This is a genomic window from Rhizobium sp. BK379 (genome assembly GCF_014193955.1).
In the GTDB taxonomy this organism is placed as follows: Bacteria; Pseudomonadota; Alphaproteobacteria; order Rhizobiales; family Rhizobiaceae; genus Rhizobium.
Genome location: NZ_JACIAD010000001.1, coordinates 189233 through 209513 on the forward strand (window position 1 = coordinate 189233; position 20281 = coordinate 209513).

Here is a 20281-nt window from a genome sequence, read left to right on the forward strand (position 1 = left end):
AGACTAGAATCTTTAATGTGACAGTTTCGAGCCTCGACTTGGCCGCCTCGATTTGGCCGAAACGGTTCTTATAACATCGCGGACGAGTCCAACAGGAGTTAATGAATGTTCCGATCGTCACTTGCCGCTCTTCTTCTCGCAAGCGTCTCCGCCAATGTTTCGGCGGCCGCGCCGGCGACGAGCGCTGCGATCGCGACCGGGCTTGTCGCTCACCGCGCCGTCTACGACCTGGAACTGAAGGATGCTTCGGAACGCTCGGGCATCGCTTCCATGTATGGCCGCATGGTCTATGAGTTCGACGGCAATTACTGCGAAGGCTTCACCACCAACTTCCGCTTCGTCACCCAGATCGACACGGGCGACAACGTGCGCGTCAGCGATCAGCAGACCAAAACCTTTGAAAGCCTGAAGGACGGCAAGTTCACTTTCGACACCAAGTCCTTCACCGACGATCAGCTCGACAAGGAAGTCAACGGTGCGGCCGAAGACAAGCCGGAGGGTGTGAAGGTCGATCTCAAGCAGCCGGCAAGCCGTGAACTGCAGCTCGCGGAAAGCCGTTTTCCGACCGAGCACATGCTCGACGTCATCCAGAACGCCAAGGACGGCAAGCGTTTCTTCGAGGCGCGCGTTTTCGACGGCTCTGACGACGGCGACAAATCCCTGGTAACGACGACGATCGTCGGCAAGCAGGAAACTCCGGCTGCGGACGAGGCCGATGCCGACAATGCCGGCGAGTTTGCCAAGTCTTCGTTCTGGCCGGTGACGATCTCCTATTTTAACGAGAATGCCAAATCCGACACGCTGCCGGTCTATCGCATGTCGTTCAAGCTCTATGAGAACGGCATCACCCGGGATCTGACGATGGATTATGGAGACTTCGTCCTGACCGGCAAGCTCGCCAAGCTCGAGCTGCTCGACAAGAAGGCTGCGCCTGCCTGCCAGTAAGATGGCTTTTGCGCCGACGTAAGCGCCTGTCATAAAACAGTATTTCTAGTACAGCTAAACTGCCGTCCCGCAGATGAGTCGCCGCGGGCCGGTCTTTGCGGAATTCTGCCTTTCCGGTCCTGCGTGGCGTTTGACCCATTTGCTCCGATTATGGGGTCGCAATTCGTAACACCAATTGCGCCACAAGCCGAGAAAGACGACCCGAATGGCCGATACCGATCTCGCGACTGTCCAGAATGCTCCCCTGCCGGCGATTGCCGCCGACCCCCGGGAAGTCGCCCGCATTACGGACACCATCAGCATTGCAGACCGTGCCGGCATCTCCGTTTACGGCGACCGCGCGCAGCAAGCCGTCAGTGGCTATGCCGACAGGATCCTGCGCGAGGTGCGCAACAAGGATCTTGGCGAGGTCGGAAAGCTTTTGACCGACATCATCCTGAAATCGAAGAGCCTTGATCCCGCGTCGATCAAGGACAGGGGTTTCCTGAGCCGCGTGTTCCTCTCCGCGAAGGCGCGTCTCGAGCGCTTCAAGGAGGAGTTCGAGGATGTCGCCGGCCAGATCGACCGCATCGGCCTGGAGCTCGACCGCCACAAGGATACGCTGCGTCGCGACATTGCCCTTCTCGACGACCTGCATGAAGAGACGAAGCAGTCGATCGTGAAGCTCGATGCCTATGTCCAGGCAGGCAAGAATTTCGCCGAGCAGTTTCGTTTGATCGAGCTGCCGAAGTTGAAGAGCGCTGCCGATGCCGCATCCTCCAGCCCCGGCGGCGGCATGCTGGAAGCCCAGACCTATCAGGACAGTGTCCAGGCGCTCGACCGGCTTGAAAAGCGCATCTTCTATCTGCAGCAGGCGCGCCAGCTCGGCATTCAGCAGCTTCCGCAGATCCGCATCGTCCAGGCCGGCGACGAGACGCTGATCGAGAACCTGCAGGCGACCTCGGCGCTGACGGTTCCCGCCTGGAAGCAGAAGATGGTGATCCTTCTGGGGCTCACACGGCAGAAATCGGCCCTGGACCTGCAGAAGACGGTGACCAACGCCACCAATGATATGATCCGCCAGGCCTCCGAAATGATGAAGGATCAGGCGATCGCCATCGAGCAGCAGTCGCAGCGCGGCATTGTCGATATGGAAACACTTGCCAAGGCCAATCAGGATCTGATCGATACCGTCACCGGCGTGCTGCGCGTGCAGGAAGAGGGGCGCAAGAAGCGTGCACAGGCCGAGCAGCAGATGGAACAGCTGACAATCGACCTCAAGAAGGCGATGACCCAGGCGTGAGCGGCAAAATCATTATCCGATCACTCGTGTCCGCGCTCACCCTGTCCGGCCTGGTGGCACTTGCAGGATGCGATGCTTTCACCAGCGGCCCGAATTTTTCCATCGTTTCCGGCTCGGAAAATACCATCCTGCAGCCGATCGTCGAGGAATTCTGCAAGGAGAAGCACGCGACCTGCTCCTTCAAATATGAGGGCACCCTCGATATCGGCCTTGCGCTGCAAAGCGATCAAGGCGTGGAACAGGATGCCGTGTGGCCGGCCTCCAGCGTCTGGGTCGACATGTTCGATGCCAAACGCAGGGTCAAGGACCTGACATCGGTGGCGCAGACACCCGTCATCCTCGGCGTGCGCAAGTCGAAGGCCGAGCAGCTCGGTTGGGTCGGCAAGGATGTCTTCATGAAGGATATCCTGACAGCGGTGAACAGCGGATCGCTGAAATTCCTGATGACATCGGCCACCCAGTCGAATTCCGGTGCCAGCGCCTATCTCGCCATGCTTTCAAGCGCGCTCGGCAACAAGCCTGTCATCGAGCCGGGCGATCTCGACAACAAGACTGTGCAGGACACCGTTCGAAGCCTGCTTGCCGGCGTCGTGCGCTCCTCTGGCTCGTCGGGCTGGCTTGCCGACCTCTATACGGACTCGGCCGGCAAGGGCACGGTCTATGATGCGATGTGGAATTATGAGGCTGTCATAAAGGAAGCCAACGACAAGCTGTCAGGCATCGGCAAGGAGCCGCTCTATGCCATTTATCCCGCCGATGGCGTGGCGATGGCGGATTCGCCGATCGGCTTTGTGGATCATGGCCGGGGTCCCGAGGTCCAGGCCTTTTTCAAGGATCTGCTCACCTATCTACGTTCGCCCGATGTGCAGAAGAAGATTGCCGAAACCGGCCGCCGCCTGCCGCTCGGCAGCGTCACCGCCGAAGCTGAGCCGAGCTGGAATTTCGATCCTGCCAAACTGGTGACCGCGATCCGCATGCCGGAGCCGGCCGTGATCCGCCAGGCGCTCACGCTCTATCAGGCGGCGCTGCGCAAACCGTCATTGACGGTACTCTGCCTCGATTTCTCCGGCTCGATGCAGGGAGATGGCGAGAACAGTCTGCAGCAGGCGATGCGCTTCCTCTTCACGCCCGAGGAGGCAAGCAAGGTTCTGGTGCAATGGTCGCCGGCCGACCGCATCTTCATCATTCCGTTCGATGCCAATGTCCGCGATATCTTCTCGGCCTCGGGCGACACGATGGAACAGCAGGGGCTTCTCAACGCCGTTTCCGGACAGCATGCAGGCGGCGGCACCAATATGTATGCCTGCGCCGAACGCGCACTCCAGCAGATGACGAAGACCGGGGACCTCGGCAATTATCTGCCGGCGATCATCATCATGACTGACGGCAGATCGGATGACCAGAGTGCAGCCTTCATGAGCGACTGGAACGCGATGGAACCACGCGTGCCGATTTTCGGGATCACCTTCGGCGATGCGGACAAGACCCAGCTCGACAGTCTGGCGGCAGCGACCGCGGCACGTGTCTTCGATGGCCGGTCGGACCTTGCGACGGCTTTCCGCACCGCCCGCGGCTACAACTAGGACCGGCATGCGCAACTGGCTCGGCAATGACGGCAACTGGATCATGGCGGGATTGGTGACCGCCATTCTCGTCCCCGTCCTGACGTTTGCCGCCGGCATGCCGTTCTGGATTGCCGCCGTCATTGGCCTTCTGGTTTTTGCCGGCCTCGTTTTCCTTCTGGCGCCACGCAGGCTTTTCGAAGGTCTCGATATCAAGGTCATCGGCCGCGGTCGTCTCGCCTTCGCAAGGGAATTGCTGGAAGCGGCGGTGCCGTCCGCGCAAAGGCTGGAGGCGGCAGCCGACGATATCACCGATAAGCAGACCGCAGCGCGCGTGCGTCACCTGGCTGAAATAGCCGCCGATGTCTTCCGCACGGTGGAGGCAAAGCCGGAGAGCGCCAATGCCGTACGCCGTTTCCTCAGCTACTATCTGCCGCGTGCGGCCGAGGTTGCAGAGGGCTTTGCGGCAATCGAGGCGAAGCGCGCGCCTGACATCAAGCAGTTGGAGGACGTCCGCGCTGTACTGGTAAAGCTGGAGGATGCCTTCGTTCACTATGCCGACAGCCTTGTCGATGATGCGCTTGGCACGCTCGACACCGACCTGCGCCTCATTCAGGCATCGCTCAAAGAGGATCTCGGACGCTGATGGCTCTCTCCCGCCGCGCCTTTGGAGTTGGACTGCTTGCCACCGGTATCGCCGGCACGGGCGGTTATTTCGCCGTTCGCGACCGGCCAGAGCTGCAGGGCCTGCTGGGGACGCGTACAAAGCTGTTCGGCTTCGTCGGTGGCGAGAAAGAGGCTTTCCTTGCCGATCCCGACGTCGTCGGCGCCGTCAAGGACTACGGCCTATCGATCGACAGTCGCGTCGCCGGCTCGGTCGAGATGGTTCGCGAGCAGGCCTTGCTGTCGCAGAACCCGCAATTTCTCTGGCCGTCGTCGTCCATCATGGTGGATATCGCCCGCCAGAGCGGCGTGAAGATCCGCGATGACAGGGTCATGCTGAACACGCCTGTCGTCGTCTACACATGGCAGCCTGTCGTGGATGGACTGATCAATTCGGGTCTCGTGACCGTAGTCGACGGTCATCATCAGCTCGACCTTAAGGCCTTGCTCGACGCCATTCTTGCCGGCACCGACTGGTCGAAGCTCGGCGTCGCCACACTTTACGGCCGGGCGCGCATCGTCTCCACCGATCCGAACCGATCGAATTCCGGCTTCATCTTCTCGGGCCTTGCGCTCAGCCTCTTCAGCGGCAATGTCGCAACACCAGATGATCTCACCCGGTTTGGCGGCAAGGTGCAGTCGATCTTCCGCAACATGGGTTTCAAATCGCCGTCTTCAGGCAAGCTGTTCGATCAGTATCTGGCAGGCGGCCTCGGCGGCGAGCCGATGATCGTCGGCTACGAGAATCAGCTGGTCGAATGGGCGCTTGCCGATTCCGACAGGTGGAGCCGCATCCAGTCGGGGCAGGGGGCGAAGCCCGTCGTCCTCTATCCGCGCCCGACCGTCTACTCGGCCCACCCGCTGATCGTCGTCGACCAAACGGCCGAACGACTGATCGAGGCACTGACGAGCGCAAGGCTGCAGGAGCTTGCCTGGACCAAACATGGTTTCCGCGGACCGCTCGGCACGGCGACCGGCGATACGCAGGGGACGATTGCCGGCCTTCTGCCATCCGAGATCGATGCGGTGCTGCCGATCCCGGATGCCGGTGTCATGCTGGCGTTGCTCAACATGCTGGCAAACTGAACCGTTCGGGTCTATATATCGAGCGCTGTCCAAGGCAGATTTTTTGGCACAAGCCTTGCTTTTGCGGAAAATCGAATGTAAGGGCACGCGCATTCCACACGTAAGGCATGGGATCGTCCGGGAGAAATCCGGCTTTTCCGCCCGGTGGCATCTTCAAAGAGGATGCTGTTCGCCTTGCGGAGGTTCAACCGGCAAAGGAGTAAAAGGCATGGCATTGCCTGATTTTTCTATGCGCCAGCTTCTCGAAGCAGGCGTCCACTTCGGTCACCAGACGCACCGCTGGAACCCGAAGATGAAGCCCTACATTTTCGGCGATCGTAACAACATCCACATCATCGACCTGGCTCAGACCGTTCCGATGCTGTCGCGCGCCCTCCAGGTCGTGTCCGACACCGTTGCTCGTGGCGGCCGCGTTCTCTTCGTTGGCACCAAGCGTCAGGCTTCCGAGCTGATCGCTGACTCGGCCAAGCGTTCTGCCCAGTACTACGTCAATTCGCGTTGGCTCGGCGGCATGATGACGAACTGGAAGACGATCTCCAACTCGATCCAGCGCCTGCGCAAGCTCGACGAAATCCTGAGCTCCGAGCAGTCCGGCTACTCCAAGAAGGAGCGCCTGAACCTCGAGCGCGAGCGCGAAAAGCTCGACAAGGCCCTCGGTGGTATCAAGGACATGGGCGGCACGCCGGACCTGATGTTCATCATTGACACCAACAAGGAAAAGATCGCGATCGACGAAGCCAAGCGCCTCGGCATCCCGGTCGTCGCCATCATCGACTCGAACTGCGATCCGGACCTGATCGACTATCCGATCCCGGGCAACGACGACGCCTCGCGCGCCATCGCTCTGTACTGCGACCTGATCGCCCGCGCTGCGATCGACGGTATCGCCCGTCAGCAGAGCGGATCGGGCCGCGACCTCGGCGCTTCGACCGAAGTTCCGTTCGAGCCGGCGCTCGATGAGGCGAGCGAAGCCTGATAAAAGCGGGTGGAGCAAAGCTCCGCCCAAGCTTGCAAGGATTGGGAAAGGCCGCTCGCGACTCTCAGAAGTTCGGCGGCCTTGCCCGTTTCAGGCGGAAGCTGTGATTGCTTTTGCCTCCATGAATTCTGTATGGCGCGTCTTCATAACGCTGTCATACATACAGGTACATTTCGTGCCTCAATCCGGTGCCGCACCGCGTTCTGCGGGCCACCGAATAAACCGACAAGAGGAAGCTTATGACCGAGATTACGGCTGCACTGGTGAAGGAACTGCGCGAAAAGTCCGGCGCAGGCATGATGGACTGCAAGAAGGCGCTGACCGAGACCAACGGCGACATCGAAGCCGCGATCGACTGGCTGCGCGCCAAGGGCATCTCCAAGGCCGACAAGAAGTCCGGCCGCGCCGCTGCTGAAGGCCTGGTCGCCATCGCCGGCGCCGGTCACAAGGCTGTCGTCATCGAGCTCAATTCCGAAACCGACTTCGTTGCCCGTAACGATGCCTTCCAGGATCTCGCACGCGGCATCGCTGAAGTTGCGCTTTCCACCGACGGCACCGTCGAAGCCATTTCGGCTGCGACCTATCCGGCATCCGGCAAGCCGGTCGCCGACACCATCAAGGAAGCGATCGCAACCATCGGCGAGAACATGACGCTTCGTCGTGCAGCCAAGCTGGAAGTCGAGCACGGCGTCGTCGCCACTTACATCCACAACGCTGCCGGCGACGGCATCGGCAAGCTCGGCGTTCTCGTCGCGCTGAAGTCGGTGGGTGACAAGGCCGTCCTGTCCTCGATCGGCCGCCAGGTTGCCATGCACATTGCCGCGACCAACCCGCTGGCGATCCGTGCCGAAGAAGTCGATGCGGCAGTCGCCGAACGCGAACGCAACGTCTTCATCGAGCAGTCCCGCGAATCCGGCAAGCCGGAAGCCATCATCGAAAAGATGGTCGAAGGCCGCATGCGCAAGTTCTTCGAAGAAGTAGCCCTTCTCTCGCAGTCTTTCGTCATCAACCCGGAACTGACGGTCGGCGCTGCGGTCAAGGCAGCCGAAAAGGAAGCCGGCGCTGCGATCGAAGTCGTCGGCATGGCCCGTCTGCTCCTCGGCGAAGGCGTCGAGAAGGAAGAGACCGACTTCGCAGCCGAAGTCGCTGCTGTCGCCAAGGGCTGATCTTTCAGCCATATTTGGGAAAACCGAAGGGCATCGCGTGACAACGCGGTGCCCTTCGTGTATCGGGCAATTGCGGCAATATACGAGGAGCCAACATGACGTCGGAACCAATCTACAAACGTGTTCTACTCAAGGCTTCTGGGGAAGCCATGATGGGTTCGCAGGGCTTCGGTATCGACGTTGCGGTGGCAGACCGCATCGCGTCCGACATTGCCGATGCGCGGCAGATGGGTGTCGAAGTCGGCGTCGTCATCGGCGGTGGTAACATCTTCCGTGGCGTCGCGGTTGCGTCCAAGGGTGGCGACCGCGTCACCGGCGATCACATGGGCATGCTCGGCACGGTCATTAACGCGCTGGCGCTGGCGACCTCGCTGCGCAAGCTGAATATCGATACTGTGGTTCTGTCGGCAATCTCCATGCCGGAAATCTGCGAGAGCTTCTCGCAGCGCGCCACGTTGTATCATCTGTCGCTCGGCAGGGTGGTTATTTTCGCCGGCGGCACGGGCAATCCTTTCTTCACCACTGATTCTGCTGCAGCGCTGCGCGCCGCCGAAATGGGCGCCGAGGCAATCTTCAAGGGCACGCAGGTCGACGGCATATACACCGCCGATCCGAAGAAGGATCCGGAAGCGACGCGTTTCGACCATCTGACGCACAAGGAGGTTCTCGACCGGGGCCTTGCGGTCATGGATGTGGCCGCTGTTGCACTCGCGCGCGAGAATTCCATTCCGATCGTTGTTTTCTCGATTCACGAGAAGGGACGTTTCGCTGAAATCTTGACGGGTGGTGGTCTCAAGACCATCGTGTCCGACAACTGATAGGGAGCTGTGCCGTTGCCGGCGCAAATCTTCTGAGACAGGAGAATAGGTATGAGTGAAGGTATCGACATCAAGGAACTGAAGCGCCGCATGGATGGCGCGGTTTCCGCGTTCAAGAGCGACATTGCATCGCTGCGCACAGGCCGCGCTTCGGCCAACATTCTCGATCCGGTGACGGTGGAAGCCTATGGTTCGCGCATGCCGCTGAACCAGGTCGCCAACATCACGGTGCCGGAGCCACGCATGCTGACGGTATCCGTCTGGGACAAGAGCATGGTCGGCGCCGTGGACCGTTCGATTCGCGAATCAAATCTCGGCCTGAACCCGATCGTCGACGGTCAGAACCTTCGCATCCCGCTGCCGGAGCTCAACGAAGAGCGCCGCAAGTCACTCGTCAAGGTCGCCCATGACTATGCCGAAAAGAGCAAGGTTGCGATTCGCCACGTACGACGCGACGGCATGGACGGCCTTAAGAAAGCCGAAAAGGATGGCGTAATCGGCCAGGACGAAAGCCGGGCACAGTCGGAACGTGTTCAGAAAATGACGGACGATACGATTTTGGAAATCGACCGCTTGCTTGGCGAGAAAGAAAAGGAAATCATGCAAGTCTAGTATACTTGCGTCCCCGCCAAGAAAGACCGGACAGAAAATGTCGGAAACCTCATTTTTGACTGCGCCAGAACATGTTGCCATCATCATGGATGGCAACGGTCGTTGGGCAAAGCAGCGCGGCCTGCCGCGGACGATGGGACACCGCAGAGCGGTCGAGACCGTTCGCCAGACCGTGCGCACTGCCGGCGATCTTGGCATCAAATATCTGACGCTCTTTGCCTTTTCCTCCGAGAACTGGCGTCGCCCGGAGGCCGAGGTTACCGATCTTCTCGGCCTCCTGAAGGCTTTCATCCGCAGCGATCTCGCTGAGCTTCACCGGCAGAATGTGCGCATCAGAGTGATCGGCGACCGTGTCAACCTGCGCAGCGACATTCTCAAGCTCCTGCTGGAAGCCGAGGAAACGACCAAGGCCAATACGGCGCTGACACTCGTCATCGCCTTCAACTACGGATCTCGCGACGAGATCGCCCGCGCCATGATGAGCCTCGCCAAGGATGTGGAGGAGGGGCGTCTCAGGTCGCAGGACATCACGCCCGCGCTGATCGATGCCCGGCTGGATACGGCCGGCATTCCTGACCCCGATCTCATCATTCGCACCAGTGGCGAAGAGCGGCTCTCCAATTTCCTGTTATGGCAGGCTGCCTACTCGGAATTCGTCTTCCTGCCGGAATATTGGCCCGACTTCAGCCGCGAGCTCTTCCTATCGGCGCTTGAGAAGTTTGCCTCGCGCGATCGCCGCTTCGGTGGTCTTTCCGCTCAGGCCGCAGCAGTGAACACCTGACGATGAAGCAGGAACTGAAGCTCCGTATCGTTTCAGGCCTGATTCTCGCGATCATCATTCTTGCCGCCACCTGGTATGGCGGCTTTATCTTCCGCATTGTGGCGGCGGCGATCGCGCTCCTGATCTATTATGAATGGTCGACGATTACAGGCATCGCCCGCGACCGGGTCACGAACGTGCTCGGCTGGGTGGGCGAGGTGGTGGTTGCCCTGCTCGTTTTGGCAGGCGCATTCGAATATGCCTTGGGAATGCTGATCGCCTTGACCGCTCTCGGCATCGCCATGATCTTTCTGCATCGCGCCAGCCGCTGGTTCGCTCCGGGCCTTTTATATGCAGGGGGTACTGGACTGGCGCTTGCCGCGATCCGCGGCGATGAAACGCTTGGCCTCTATGCGATGCTCTTCATCTTCGCGGTGGTCTGGGCAACCGATATTCTCGCCTATTTCGTCGGACGCGCGATTGGCGGTCCAAAGCTTGCTCCGCGCATCTCGCCCGGGAAGACCTGGTCCGGGGCCGTAGGTGGTGCCATTTCGGCTGTCATTGCCGGAGCCGTCATTGTCCATTTTCTTGTTCCGGAAGCCGTGGATCGCGCCGCAGTGATCGCGCTCATCCTGTCCGTCTTCAGCCAGTCAGGCGATCTTTTCGAAAGTTTCATCAAGCGAAAATTCGGCGTGAAGGACTCCAGCCGTCTCATTCCGGGACATGGCGGGGTCATGGACCGTGTCGATGGACTGATTTTCGCCTGTTTTTCAGCGTTCTTGCTTGCTGGCCTTTTTTCGCTGATAAAGGGCACCGGGACGACCTCGCTCGGTGCGGCATTGTTCGGCCTTTGATCGTTGCGGCCAGATAGAAGAAGGAACTCATGGAAGCGGTGACCGGAATATTCGGTTTTTTGACGGGCTATATCGTCCCCTTCGTCATCGTGCTGTCGCTGCTCGTTTTCGTGCATGAAATGGGCCACTATCTCGTCGGGCGCTGGAGCGGTATCCGTATCCTCGCCTTTTCCGTGGGCTTTGGCCCGGAGATTGTTGGTTTTACCGATCGTCACGGAACGCGCTGGAAGATCTCGGCGATCCCGCTCGGCGGCTATGTTCGCTTTTTCGGGGACGAGGATGCGTCCAGCAAGCCGGATACCGACAAGCTGGCAGTGATGACGGACGAGGAGCGCGAGCGTTCCTTCGCCGGGGCAAAGCTGTGGAAGCGTGCCGCAACCGTCGCAGCCGGCCCGATCGCCAATTTCATCCTGGCTATTGCCATCTTCACGGTTCTTTTCGCGGTCTATGGCCGCACTGTGTCCGATCCGGTCGTCGCCGAAGTGAAGCCGGACAGCGCAGCTGCGGCGGCCGGCGTATTGCCGGGCGACCTGCTCGTCTCCATCGACGGGACCAAGGTCCAGACTTTTGACGACGTGCGCCGCTATGTCAGCATTCGTCCGAACCAGAATATTGTCGTCACGGTCGAGCGTAACGGCGAGAAGATGGATCTGCCGATGGTGCCGCAGCGCACCGACATCACCGACCAGTTCGGCAACAAGATCGAGGTCGGTCTGATCGGGATCGTCACCAACGAAGAGGTTGGCCACTTCCGACTGCAGACCTTTACGCCGCTGCAAGCGCTGCATGAAGGCGTCATCCAGACCTGGCATATCGTGACCGGCACCTTCAAATATATCGGCAACCTGCTCACCGGAGCAATGAAAGCCGATCAATTGGGTGGGCCGATCCGCGTGGCGCAAGCTTCGGGCCAGATGGCTACGCTTGGAATAGGCGCGCTGCTGCAGCTCGCTGCGGTTTTGTCAGTTTCGATTGGATTGCTGAATTTGATGCCGGTTCCGGTACTTGATGGCGGCCACCTGATGTTCTATGCGGTGGAAGCGGTCAGGGGAAGGCCGCTCGGTTCTTCGGCTCAGGAAATTGCGTTTCGCATTGGCCTGGCCATGGTGCTTACATTAATGGTTTTTGCGACCTGGAATGACATTAGCGCGCTCATTGGGTAGTGCGTATGAGTGAAGGAAAATTACTGTTTATTTACGATGTTTCAAAGCTGTAGTGGCGAATGGGTCACGGTTCGAAATGAAGTAAACAGAAATTAACGAGCTCCCTTGCTTGTATGTCAAAAGCGGGTAAAACGACACACGTGGCCGGAATCGGGTCTCTCCCGGGGCCGGAGACGAGGGAAAAAGGTAATGGGTGAAATGAAGGCTGGTTCAAGGTTTTTGAACGCAGTATCGGCGATTGCGCTGTCTGCTAGTGTTGTTGCTTCTGGCGCAGGTGCTTTGACTTTCGTTTCGGCTACAGCTGCGCAAGCTGCCGTCATTCAGCGGATTGACGTGCGCGGTGCGAGCCGTGTCGGTGCCGAAGCCGTTCGGTCGAACCTCACCATTACCCCCGGCAAGAGCTTCTCCAACACGGATATCGACGACTCCGTAAAGCAGCTTTACGGCACCGGCTATTTCTCTGACGTCAAGATTTCGGTTTCCGGCAGCACGCTCGTCGTCAACGTTCAGGAAGCCCAGCTCGTCAACCAGGTCGTCTTTAACGGCAACCGCAAGGTCAAGGACGACAAGCTCGCCGCCGTCGTCAAGACGCATGCCGCTGGCCCGTACAGCGATGCGCAGATCCAGTCCGACATCGCCGCGATCAAGGAAGCCTATGCGGCGACCGGCCGCAGTGAAGTCGAAGTGACGACGCAGGTCGTGCCGCTCGGCGAAGGCCGCGTCAACCTCGCTTTCGTCATCAACGAAGGCGACCGCACCAAGATCGCCGCCATCAATTTCGTCGGCAACCAGGCCTATAGCGCCGGTCGTCTTGCCGCTGTCATTCAGACCAAGCGTTCGAACTTTCTCTCGTTCCTGACCCGCAAGGACGTCTACAACGAAGACAAGCTGCACGCTGATGAAGACGCGCTGCGCCAGTTCTACTACAACCGCGGTTATGCCGACATGCGCATCGTTTCTTCCGATGCCGCGTTCGACGAATCCACGAACAAGTACACGCTGACCTTCAACATCGAAGAGGGCCCGCGTTATGACTTCGGTCCGGTCAGCGTCCAGTCGACCGTTGAGGGTGTCGATGCCCAGCAGCTTCAGTCGCTCGTCGATACGCGGGAAGGCCAGGTCTACAGCGCCAAGGAAGTCCAGAAATCCATCGAGGCGATTTCGGATCAAGTGGCTTCGGCCGGTTATCCCTTCGCGCGCGTCACGCCGCGCGGCAACCGCGACCTGAACAACAACACGATCGGCGTCGAATACCTGGTCGACCAGGGCGAGCGCGCCTATGTCGAGCGTATCGAAATCCGCGGCAACAGCCGCACGCGCGATTACGTTATCCGCCGCGAGTTCGATCTCAGCGAAGGCGATGCCTTCAATCAGCAGATGATTACCCGCGCAAAGCGCCGTCTTGAGGCGCTCGGCTACTTCTCCTCGGTCAACATTTCAACCCAGCCGGGCAGCTCGCCTGACCGTGTTGTCATCGTTGTCGATGTGCAGGATCAGTCGACCGGTTCGTTCGGTATCGGCGCCGGTTATGCGGCCGGCGGCGATGGCCTGCTGCTCGAAGCTTCGATCGAAGAAAAGAACTTCCTCGGCCGCGGTCAGTACATCCGCGTTTCGGCCGGTGGCGGTGAGGAAGGCTCGCGCTCCTACGGTATTAACTTCACCGAGCCCTACTTCCTCGGTTATCGCCTTGCTGCCGGTTTCGATGTCAATCACAGCGAGACGTCGAGCAACGACAACTACGATTACGAAGAAACCAGTGGTGTCCTCCGCGTAACGGCGCCGATCACCGAAGATCTGGCAACGACGTTCCGCTATAACTACAAGCAGATGAAGTACGATTCCAGCGGAAGCAGTCTGGACGATTTGTCCGCTACCTATCAAAACCTGGTCAACGAAAGCCCGTGGACTCGGTCTTCCATATCGCAGACGCTGACCTACAATACGCTGGACGATACCGTCCTGCCGCGTGAAGGTATCTATGCCACTGCGACGCAGGAAATTGCAGGCCTGGGCGGCGACTCCCAGTACTACAAGATCTACGGTAAGGCCCGTTACTACCACCTCCTCGCTGACGATGCCGACATCATCGGCTCCGTCTCGGCGTCAGCTGGTTATGTCGTTGGCTTCGGTGATCACCTGAACGTCTTCGACCAGTTCACGCTGACTAATTCCGATATCCGCGGCTTCGAGAACAAGGGCATCGGCCCGCGTATCACCAGCCCGGACGATCCGCTCGGTGGTACGACCTACTTCACCGCTTCTGCCGAAGCGACGTTCCCGATGCCGGGCTTCCCGCGTGACTTCAACCTGCGCGGCGCAGTCTTTGCGGACGCCGGTACGCTGTTCGGCAATGATGTCGAGCTTCTCGGCGCGGATACCGAAGAAGGTGATGGTTCGTCCCTGCGCGCTTCGGTCGGTGTCGGTGTGATCTGGCAGTCGCCCTTTGGCGCGTTGCGTGTCGACTATGCGATCCCAGTCTTGAAGGAAGACTTCGACAAGACTCAGCGCTTCAAGTTTGGCATTAACAACCAATTCTGATATCGGCAGTCCGGAACTGTAAATTTCAATTCCGTTCTGGAGTTTTGCCGATGGAGCAAAATACTTTTTTTCTGCCCCATGAAGGCGTGAAGCTCGTTGAGTTGGCGCAATTTCTTGGGGCGGAACTTGCCAATTCCGCTCATGGCGATGTCATCGTCCGTTCGGTCTCGCCGATCGCGAGAGCGCAAGCGGGCGATATCTGTTATATCCTCTCGCGCCGTAATCTTGACGAGTTCTCGACCTGTTCGGCATCGGCGGTGATTTGCGACAAGGCGATGGCCGGGTTCGTGCCGTCGAATATCCCGGTCGTGATCTCATCCAATCCACATGCAGCCTTTGCTATGGCCGGCGGATATCTTTATCCCGCAGCGCTGAAGCCGGTGACGTTTTCCTCCGGCGAGACGGAGATTGCGCCAAGCGCGATCATCGATCCGACCGCACGCCTCGAGAAGGGCGTGATCGTCGAACCGATGGCGATCATCGGCCCCGGAGCGGAAATCGGCGAAGGAACGCGCATCGGCGCGCAATCGATCATCGGTCCGAACGTCAAGATTGGCCGAAACGGCTCGATTGCGACGGGCGTGAGCATTCTCTGTGCGCTTATCGGCAATGGTGTCATCATCCATAACGGCGTGCGCATCGGTCAGGACGGCTTTGGTTACGCACCTGGCCCGCGTGGCATGATCAAGATCGTGCAGATTGGCCGGGTGATTATCCAGGACAATGTCGAGATCGGTGCCAATACCACGATCGACCGCGGCGCCATGGACGATACCGTCATCGGCGAGGGAACCAAAGTCGATAACCAGGTCCAGATCGGCCACAACGTTCGCATCGGCCGTCATTGCGCCATCGTTTCGCAGGTCGGCCTTGCCGGCAGCACGATTGTCGGCGATGGCGTGCAGATCGGTGGACAGGTCGGCCTGAAGGGGCATATCACCATTGGAGACGGCGTACAGATCGCTGCAAAGAGCGGTGTGATGACCGACCTTGCTGCGGGCGGCCGCTATGGCGGAATACCGGCGCGTCCTCTAAATGATTATCTGAAAGACGTTGCCCAGATCATGGCAAAATCTGGAGTGCGCGGAAAAAAGGGAGCCAAGAATGACTGAGGAAACAGCCAGCACGCTTTCTTCGGCAGACATCATGGAAATCATGAAGCTGTTGCCGCACCGCTATCCGTTTTTGATGGTCGACAAGATCATCAATATCGACGGCGACAATGCAGCCGTAGGCATCAAGAATGTCACGGTCAATGAGCCTCATTTCACCGGTCACTTCCCTGAAGCACCGATCATGCCAGGCGTACTGCTTGTCGAAGGCATGGCGCAGACGGCCGGCGCGATCTGCGCCAAGAAAGAAGGCCAGACCGGCAACCTCGTCTACTTCATGACGATCGACAATGCCCGCTTCCGCAAGCCGGTCGTGCCGGGCGACCGCGTTGAATATCACGTGCAAAAAATCAAGCAGCGCGGCAATATCTGGAAATTCCATTGCGACGCAAAGGTCGAGGGCGCGCTCGTCGCCGAGGCCGATATCGGCGCGATGATCGTACGTAAGGACAATGCATGAGCATGATTGCCGAAAGCGCCAGAATTCATCCCATGGCCGTTGTCGAGGACGGTGCCACGGTCGGTGAAGGCGTGGTGGTCGGCCCTTTTTGCCATGTTGGCCCCAAGGTCACGCTTCAAGACAATGTTGAACTGATCAGCCATGTGGTTGTACTCGGTCTGACGACCGTTGGTGCCGGTACGCGTATATTTCCTTCGGCCGTCATCGGCGGAGACTCCCAGAGTGCCCGTCACAGTCACGTTGATACGACCTTGATCATCGGCCGCAACTGCACCATTCGCGAAGGCGTCACGATGAACACCGGCACCGTCGAGCATGGCGGTTCGACTGTCATCGGCGACAACAGCCTTTTTCTCGCCTATTCGCATGTCGCGCATGATTGCCGGGTCGGCAACCATGTCATCATGTCCAACAATGTCATGCTGGCTGGCCACGTTGCGATCGGCGATCACGCAATCATCAGCGGTGGCGCGGCTGTGCACCAGTTCACCCGTGTCGGCAAATACGCCTTTGTCGGCGGTCTGTCCGCCGTGAGTTACGATGTCATTCCCTACGGTATGCTGAATGGCAATCCGGGCATCCTGAGCGGCCTCAACGTCGTCGGCATGACACGCGCCGGTGTTGATCGCGCTGTTATTCATACCGTTCGCCGTGCCTACAAGGCGATCTTCGAGGGTCCCGGCTCGATCCGCGAGAATGCCGCCCAAATTCGTGACGAATATGCCAATTGCGAGCAGGTGGTCGAAATCCTCGATTTTATCGCGGCCGAGAGTGATCGCGCGCTGTCTTCGCCGAGCCGGGGACAGAAGGGCTGATCGGTGGCTTCTGCTGGTGACACCGCTGAAGGCCGACTGGCGATTATTGCCGGCGGCGGCCTTCTGCCGTCCTATGTCGCCGAGGCTGCACGTTCTGCCGGCGAAAACCCTGTCATCGTTGTCCTGAAGGATGAGGGCGACCGTCGCTGGGACGGTTTCGACCATGCCACGATCGGTATCGGTGATTTCGCTGCCCTGGATAGGCTCTTCAAGAAATATCGCATTGACCGCGTCGTCATGTCGGGCAGCGTGCGCCGTCGGCCGGAATGGCGTGAGGTGCGGCCGACACTGCGCATACTGCGCAAGGTTCCCTCGGCCATCCGCACGCTCTTGTCCGGTGGAGACGACACGGTTCTGCAGATGGTCATCAAGCTGATCGAAGGCGAGGGATTGCGCGTGGTCGGCGCGCACGAGATCGCGCCGGATCTTCTTGCAACTGTCGGCCCTCTCGGCGCTATTGTGCCTGGGGATGACGATCGGCGCGATATCGCTCGTGCTGGCGAGGCGGCGGAGGCACTTGGCCGTCTGGACATCGGCCAGGGCGCTGTGTCGATCGGCGGTCGTGTTGTCGCGATGGAGGGGCTGGAGGGCACAGACGGCATGCTGGAGCGCGTGGCAGCGCTCAGGACCGCGGGACGTATTTCGCCGCGTCGCCGCGGTGTGCTCGTCAAGCTCTGCAAGCCGCAGCAGGATATCCGCGCCGATCTGCCTGCGATTGGCGTTTCCACTATTCTCAACGCCAAGGCCGCGGGTCTTGCGGGAGTCGCGATCGAGGCTGGACGATCTCTGGTGCTGGGTCGTGACGCACTTATCAAGGCAGCAGACGAGAACGGTCTTTTTGTCTGCGGTATCGACAAGGGGTTGCCGGGATGGGGGCTTCAATGAGCGAAAGACCGCTGAAGATTGCCGTCATAGCCGGCGAAGTCTCCGGCGATCTCTTGGGCGCAGATCTCATCGCCGGGCTCAGGAAGATCTATTCCGGACCTATCGAGCTTGTCGGCGTCGGCGGTGAGGGGCTGCAGGGCCAGGGACTGAAATCGCTGTTCGATTTCTCCGAGCTTTCCATCATGGGCATCACGCAGGTGCTGGCAAAGCTGCCGAAGCTCTGGTCCCTCATCCGGCAGACGACGGCGTCGATCATTGCCGCGAAACCCGATATTCTGCTCATCATCGATAGCCCGGATTTCACCCATCGCGTCGCAAAACGCGTGCGCACGGCGCTACCGGATCTGCCTGTCGTCAACTATGTCTGCCCGAGTGTCTGGGCTTGGAAGGAATACCGCGCGCAGCGCATGCTCGCCTACGTCGATCATGTGCTGGCCGTTCTGCCTTTTGAGCCCGAAGCGATGCAGCGCCTCAATGGCCCGACCACCACTTACGTCGGGCATCGTCTGGTCGCGGATCCCGCGCTTCTGGAAACCCGCCGCCTGCGCGACGGTCGGAGGCCGGGCAATGGCACGATCCTGCTTCTTCCCGGCTCGCGTTCGTCAGAGATCAGGAAGCTTCTGCCTTATTTCGAGGCTGCCGCTCATGAGCTCGTTGCCCGCAATGGCGCGATGCGCTTCATTCTGCCAACGGTAGCGCACAAGGAGGCACTCGTACGCGAACTGACGGCGGGATGGTCGGCCAAGCTTGACATCGTCGTCGGTGCCGAGGCGAAGTGGAAAGCCTTCGCTGAAGCCGATGCGGCCATGGCGGCATCCGGAACCGTGATCCTTGAACTGGCGCTTGCCGATGTTCCCGTCGTTTCCGCCTACAAGGTCGACTGGATCATGCGCATGCTGACATCGGGCATCAAGACCTGGACCGGCGCATTGCCCAATCTGATCGCCGACTACGCCGTCGTGCCGGAATATTTGAACGACATTGTTCGTGGTGCCAGCCTCGCACGCTGGATGGAAAGGCTGTCAGCCGACACCTACCAGCTCAAGGCGATGAAGGAGGGTTACGAGCTCATCTGGCAGCGCATGCGGACGAAAAGTCCGCCCGGAGAGCACGCGGCGCAGATATTGCTCGATGTTCTCGCCAACAAAAAACCCGGTCATTCCTGACCGGGTTCTTTTTTGTCTAAAGGTTAGCTCTTAGCGCTTGGAAACCGGCACGTAATCGCGCTTCGGCTCGCCGATATAGAGCTGGCGCGGACGACCAATGCGCTGTTCCGGATCTTCGATCATTTCGTTCCACTGTGCGATCCAGCCGACGGTGCGAGCGAGAGCGAAGAGCACGGTGAACATCGTCGTGGGGAAGCCCAGAGCCTTCAGCGTGATACCCGAATAGAAGTCGATGTTCGGATAGAGCTTCTTCTCGATGAAATAGGAGTCGGTCAGAGCGATACGCTCGAGTTCCATCGCAACTTCGAGAAGCGGATCGTCCTTGATGCCGAGTTCGCCGAGGACTTCATGCGTGGTCTTCTGCATGATCTTGGCGCGCGGATCGTAGTTCTTGTAGACGCGGTGACCAAAGCCCATCAGGCGGAACGGATCGTTCTTGTCCTTGGCGCGAGCGACATATTCCGGAATGCGGTCAACCGTGCCAATTTCCGTCAGCATGTTGAGAGCTGCTTCGTTAGCACCGCCGTGAGCGGGGCCCCAGAGGCAGGCGATGCCGGCAGCGATACAGGCGAACGGGTTGGCGCCCGAAGAGCCGGCGAGACGGACCGTCGAGGTCGACGCGTTCTGCTCGTGATCGGCATGCAGGATGAAGATACGGTCCATGGCGCGTGCAAGCACCGGATTGACGACATATTCTTCGCACGGAACGGCAAAGCACATACGCAGGAAGTTGGACGCGTAGTCCAGGTCGTTCTTCGGGTAAACGAAGGGCTGGCCGATATGGTACTTGTAGGCCATGGCAGCGAGCGTCGGCATCTTGGCGATCATGCGCAGGCTGGCGACCATGCGCTGGTGCGGATCGGTGATGTCGGTAGAGTCATGATAGAAGGCCGAAAGCGCGCCGACGCAGCCGCACATGACGGCCATCGGGTGGGCGTCGCGGCGGAAGCCGGTGAAGAAGCGGCTCATCTGCTCGTGCACCATGGTGTGGTGCGTGACGCGGTAGTCGAAGTCCTTCTTCTGAGCTGCGGTCGGCAGCTCGCCGTAAAGCAGCAGGTAGCAGGCTTCGAGGAAGTCGCCGTGCTCGGCCAGTTGCTCGATCGGATAGCCGCGATGCAGCAGCACACCCTCGTCACCGTCGATATAGGTGATCTTCGATTCACAGGATGCGGTCGACGTAAACCCGGGATCGTAGGTGAAGGAAGCCGTGTTCTTGTAGAGTGCACCGATATCGATGACATCAGGTCCAACCGTGCCTTTTCGCACGGGCAGGTCGACTGATTTTTCACCGATTTTGATTGTAGCGCTTTGATCCGTCATGCTGATCCTCCGGAGTGGCGGTGGCGCCGCAAAAGCGCCATAAGAGTTAAGCGTCCTCAGCGATAGCTATATGATCGGGAAGCTAATGCCAAGTTACC

At 59.5% G+C, this 20281-nt stretch carries 19 protein-coding genes; 18 read left to right on the forward strand and 1 reads right to left on the reverse strand.

The window, feature by feature from the left end; translation table 11 throughout:
* Window positions 1–105 precede the first annotated feature (105 nt).
* From FHT93_RS01090 to lpxB, 18 genes are all read left to right on the forward strand, one after another.
* Window positions 106–945 (forward strand): cell envelope integrity EipB family protein, encoded by an 840-nt coding sequence (locus tag FHT93_RS01090; RefSeq protein ID WP_029868876.1) that lies wholly within the window; start codon window positions 106–108, stop codon window positions 943–945.
* 205 nt (window positions 946–1150) lie between these two features.
* Window positions 1151–2227, forward strand: coding sequence for a toxic anion resistance protein (locus FHT93_RS01095; RefSeq protein ID WP_183845912.1), 1077 nt, complete (start codon window positions 1151–1153; stop codon window positions 2225–2227).
* A complete protein-coding gene (locus FHT93_RS01100) occupies window positions 2224–3810 on the forward strand; it encodes a substrate-binding domain-containing protein (RefSeq protein ID WP_183845913.1) in 1587 nt (528 codons plus the stop codon). The genes FHT93_RS01095 and FHT93_RS01100 overlap by 4 nt, the downstream gene beginning before the upstream one ends.
* A gap of 7 nt (window positions 3811–3817) precedes the next feature.
* Window positions 3818–4435, forward strand: coding sequence for a 5-bromo-4-chloroindolyl phosphate hydrolysis family protein (locus tag FHT93_RS01105; RefSeq protein WP_113117123.1), 618 nt, complete (start codon window positions 3818–3820; stop codon window positions 4433–4435).
* Entirely contained in the window at window positions 4435–5538 is a 1104-nt protein-coding gene (locus tag FHT93_RS01110) for a substrate-binding domain-containing protein (RefSeq protein ID WP_183845914.1), read from the forward strand. Before FHT93_RS01105 ends, FHT93_RS01110 begins: the two co-directional genes overlap by 1 nt.
* Before the next feature lie 208 nt (window positions 5539–5746).
* On the forward strand, window positions 5747–6514 hold the full coding sequence (gene rpsB, locus FHT93_RS01115) for a 30S ribosomal protein S2 (RefSeq protein ID WP_029869058.1): 768 nt from the start codon (window positions 5747–5749) through the stop codon (window positions 6512–6514).
* 239 nt (window positions 6515–6753) lie between these two features.
* Entirely contained in the window at window positions 6754–7680 is a 927-nt protein-coding gene (tsf, locus tag FHT93_RS01120; RefSeq protein ID WP_029869057.1) for a translation elongation factor Ts, read from the forward strand.
* A 95-nt stretch (window positions 7681–7775) separates the two neighbouring features.
* On the forward strand, window positions 7776–8498 hold the full coding sequence (gene pyrH / locus FHT93_RS01125; protein WP_029869056.1) for a UMP kinase: 723 nt from the start codon (window positions 7776–7778) through the stop codon (window positions 8496–8498).
* 51 nt (window positions 8499–8549) lie between these two features.
* Window positions 8550–9110: a ribosome recycling factor gene (gene frr / locus FHT93_RS01130; protein WP_029869055.1), complete on the forward strand. Its 561-nt coding sequence runs from the start codon at window positions 8550–8552 to the stop codon at window positions 9108–9110.
* Between the two features lie 37 nt (window positions 9111–9147).
* Window positions 9148–9891, forward strand: a complete 744-nt coding sequence (locus FHT93_RS01135) for an isoprenyl transferase (protein ID WP_029869054.1) — start codon at window positions 9148–9150, stop codon at window positions 9889–9891.
* A gap of 2 nt (window positions 9892–9893) precedes the next feature.
* Window positions 9894–10724, forward strand: coding sequence for a phosphatidate cytidylyltransferase (locus tag FHT93_RS01140; RefSeq protein WP_113212642.1), 831 nt, complete (start codon window positions 9894–9896; stop codon window positions 10722–10724).
* Between the two features lie 29 nt (window positions 10725–10753).
* Window positions 10754–11887, forward strand: coding sequence for an RIP metalloprotease RseP (rseP, locus tag FHT93_RS01145; protein ID WP_112968462.1), 1134 nt, complete (start codon window positions 10754–10756; stop codon window positions 11885–11887).
* A 198-nt stretch (window positions 11888–12085) separates the two neighbouring features.
* Window positions 12086–14425: an outer membrane protein assembly factor BamA gene (gene bamA, locus FHT93_RS01150; protein WP_112547851.1), complete on the forward strand. Its 2340-nt coding sequence runs from the start codon at window positions 12086–12088 to the stop codon at window positions 14423–14425.
* Window positions 14426–14475: 50 nt separating this feature from the next.
* Window positions 14476–15537: a UDP-3-O-(3-hydroxymyristoyl)glucosamine N-acyltransferase gene (gene lpxD / locus FHT93_RS01155; protein WP_112968461.1), complete on the forward strand. Its 1062-nt coding sequence runs from the start codon at window positions 14476–14478 to the stop codon at window positions 15535–15537.
* Window positions 15530–15997 (forward strand): 3-hydroxyacyl-ACP dehydratase FabZ, encoded by a 468-nt coding sequence (gene fabZ, locus FHT93_RS01160; protein WP_112547831.1) that lies wholly within the window; start codon window positions 15530–15532, stop codon window positions 15995–15997. The genes lpxD and fabZ overlap by 8 nt, the downstream gene beginning before the upstream one ends.
* Window positions 15994–16812 (forward strand): acyl-ACP--UDP-N-acetylglucosamine O-acyltransferase, encoded by an 819-nt coding sequence (gene lpxA, locus FHT93_RS01165; RefSeq protein ID WP_112547830.1) that lies wholly within the window; start codon window positions 15994–15996, stop codon window positions 16810–16812. Before fabZ ends, lpxA begins: the two co-directional genes overlap by 4 nt.
* 3 nt (window positions 16813–16815) lie before the next feature.
* Window positions 16816–17697, forward strand: coding sequence for an LpxI family protein (locus FHT93_RS01170; RefSeq protein WP_112547829.1), 882 nt, complete (start codon window positions 16816–16818; stop codon window positions 17695–17697).
* Window positions 17694–18863, forward strand: a complete 1170-nt coding sequence (gene lpxB, locus FHT93_RS01175; RefSeq protein ID WP_112547828.1) for a lipid-A-disaccharide synthase — start codon at window positions 17694–17696, stop codon at window positions 18861–18863. Before FHT93_RS01170 ends, lpxB begins: the two co-directional genes overlap by 4 nt.
* 30 nt (window positions 18864–18893) lie before the next feature.
* Here lpxB and gltA read toward each other — a convergent pair whose 3' ends face one another.
* Window positions 18894–20183: a citrate synthase gene (gene gltA, locus FHT93_RS01180; RefSeq protein ID WP_112547827.1), complete on the reverse strand. Its 1290-nt coding sequence runs from the start codon at window positions 20181–20183 to the stop codon at window positions 18894–18896.
* Window positions 20184–20281: the final 98 nt, after the last annotated feature.

Excerpts from the sequence above, each read along its gene's own strand:
- FHT93_RS01090 (WP_029868876.1), top strand. The coding sequence starts at position 106 with ATGTTCCGATCGTCACTTGCCGCTCTTCTTCTCGCAAGCGTCTCCGCC.
- FHT93_RS01095 (WP_183845912.1), top strand. The coding sequence starts at position 1,151 with ATGGCCGATACCGATCTCGCGACTGTCCAGAATGCTCCCCTGCCGGCG.
- FHT93_RS01105 (WP_113117123.1), top strand. The coding sequence starts at position 3,818 with ATGCGCAACTGGCTCGGCAATGACGGCAACTGGATCATGGCGGGATTG.
- FHT93_RS01110 (WP_183845914.1), top strand. The coding sequence starts at position 4,435 with ATGGCTCTCTCCCGCCGCGCCTTTGGAGTTGGACTGCTTGCCACCGGT.
- rpsB (WP_029869058.1), top strand. The coding sequence starts at position 5,747 with ATGGCATTGCCTGATTTTTCTATGCGCCAGCTTCTCGAAGCAGGCGTC.
- tsf (WP_029869057.1), top strand. The coding sequence starts at position 6,754 with ATGACCGAGATTACGGCTGCACTGGTGAAGGAACTGCGCGAAAAGTCC.
- pyrH (WP_029869056.1), top strand. The coding sequence starts at position 7,776 with ATGACGTCGGAACCAATCTACAAACGTGTTCTACTCAAGGCTTCTGGG.
- frr (WP_029869055.1), top strand. The coding sequence starts at position 8,550 with ATGAGTGAAGGTATCGACATCAAGGAACTGAAGCGCCGCATGGATGGC.
- FHT93_RS01135 (WP_029869054.1), top strand. The coding sequence starts at position 9,148 with ATGTCGGAAACCTCATTTTTGACTGCGCCAGAACATGTTGCCATCATC.
- FHT93_RS01140 (WP_113212642.1), top strand. The coding sequence starts at position 9,894 with ATGAAGCAGGAACTGAAGCTCCGTATCGTTTCAGGCCTGATTCTCGCG.
- rseP (WP_112968462.1), top strand. The coding sequence starts at position 10,754 with ATGGAAGCGGTGACCGGAATATTCGGTTTTTTGACGGGCTATATCGTC.
- bamA (WP_112547851.1), top strand. The coding sequence starts at position 12,086 with ATGAAGGCTGGTTCAAGGTTTTTGAACGCAGTATCGGCGATTGCGCTG.
- lpxD (WP_112968461.1), top strand. The coding sequence starts at position 14,476 with ATGGAGCAAAATACTTTTTTTCTGCCCCATGAAGGCGTGAAGCTCGTT.
- fabZ (WP_112547831.1), top strand. The coding sequence starts at position 15,530 with ATGACTGAGGAAACAGCCAGCACGCTTTCTTCGGCAGACATCATGGAA.
- lpxA (WP_112547830.1), top strand. The coding sequence starts at position 15,994 with ATGAGCATGATTGCCGAAAGCGCCAGAATTCATCCCATGGCCGTTGTC.
- lpxB (WP_112547828.1), top strand. The coding sequence starts at position 17,694 with ATGAGCGAAAGACCGCTGAAGATTGCCGTCATAGCCGGCGAAGTCTCC.
- gltA (WP_112547827.1), bottom strand. The coding sequence starts at position 20,183 with ATGACGGATCAAAGCGCTACAATCAAAATCGGTGAAAAATCAGTCGAC.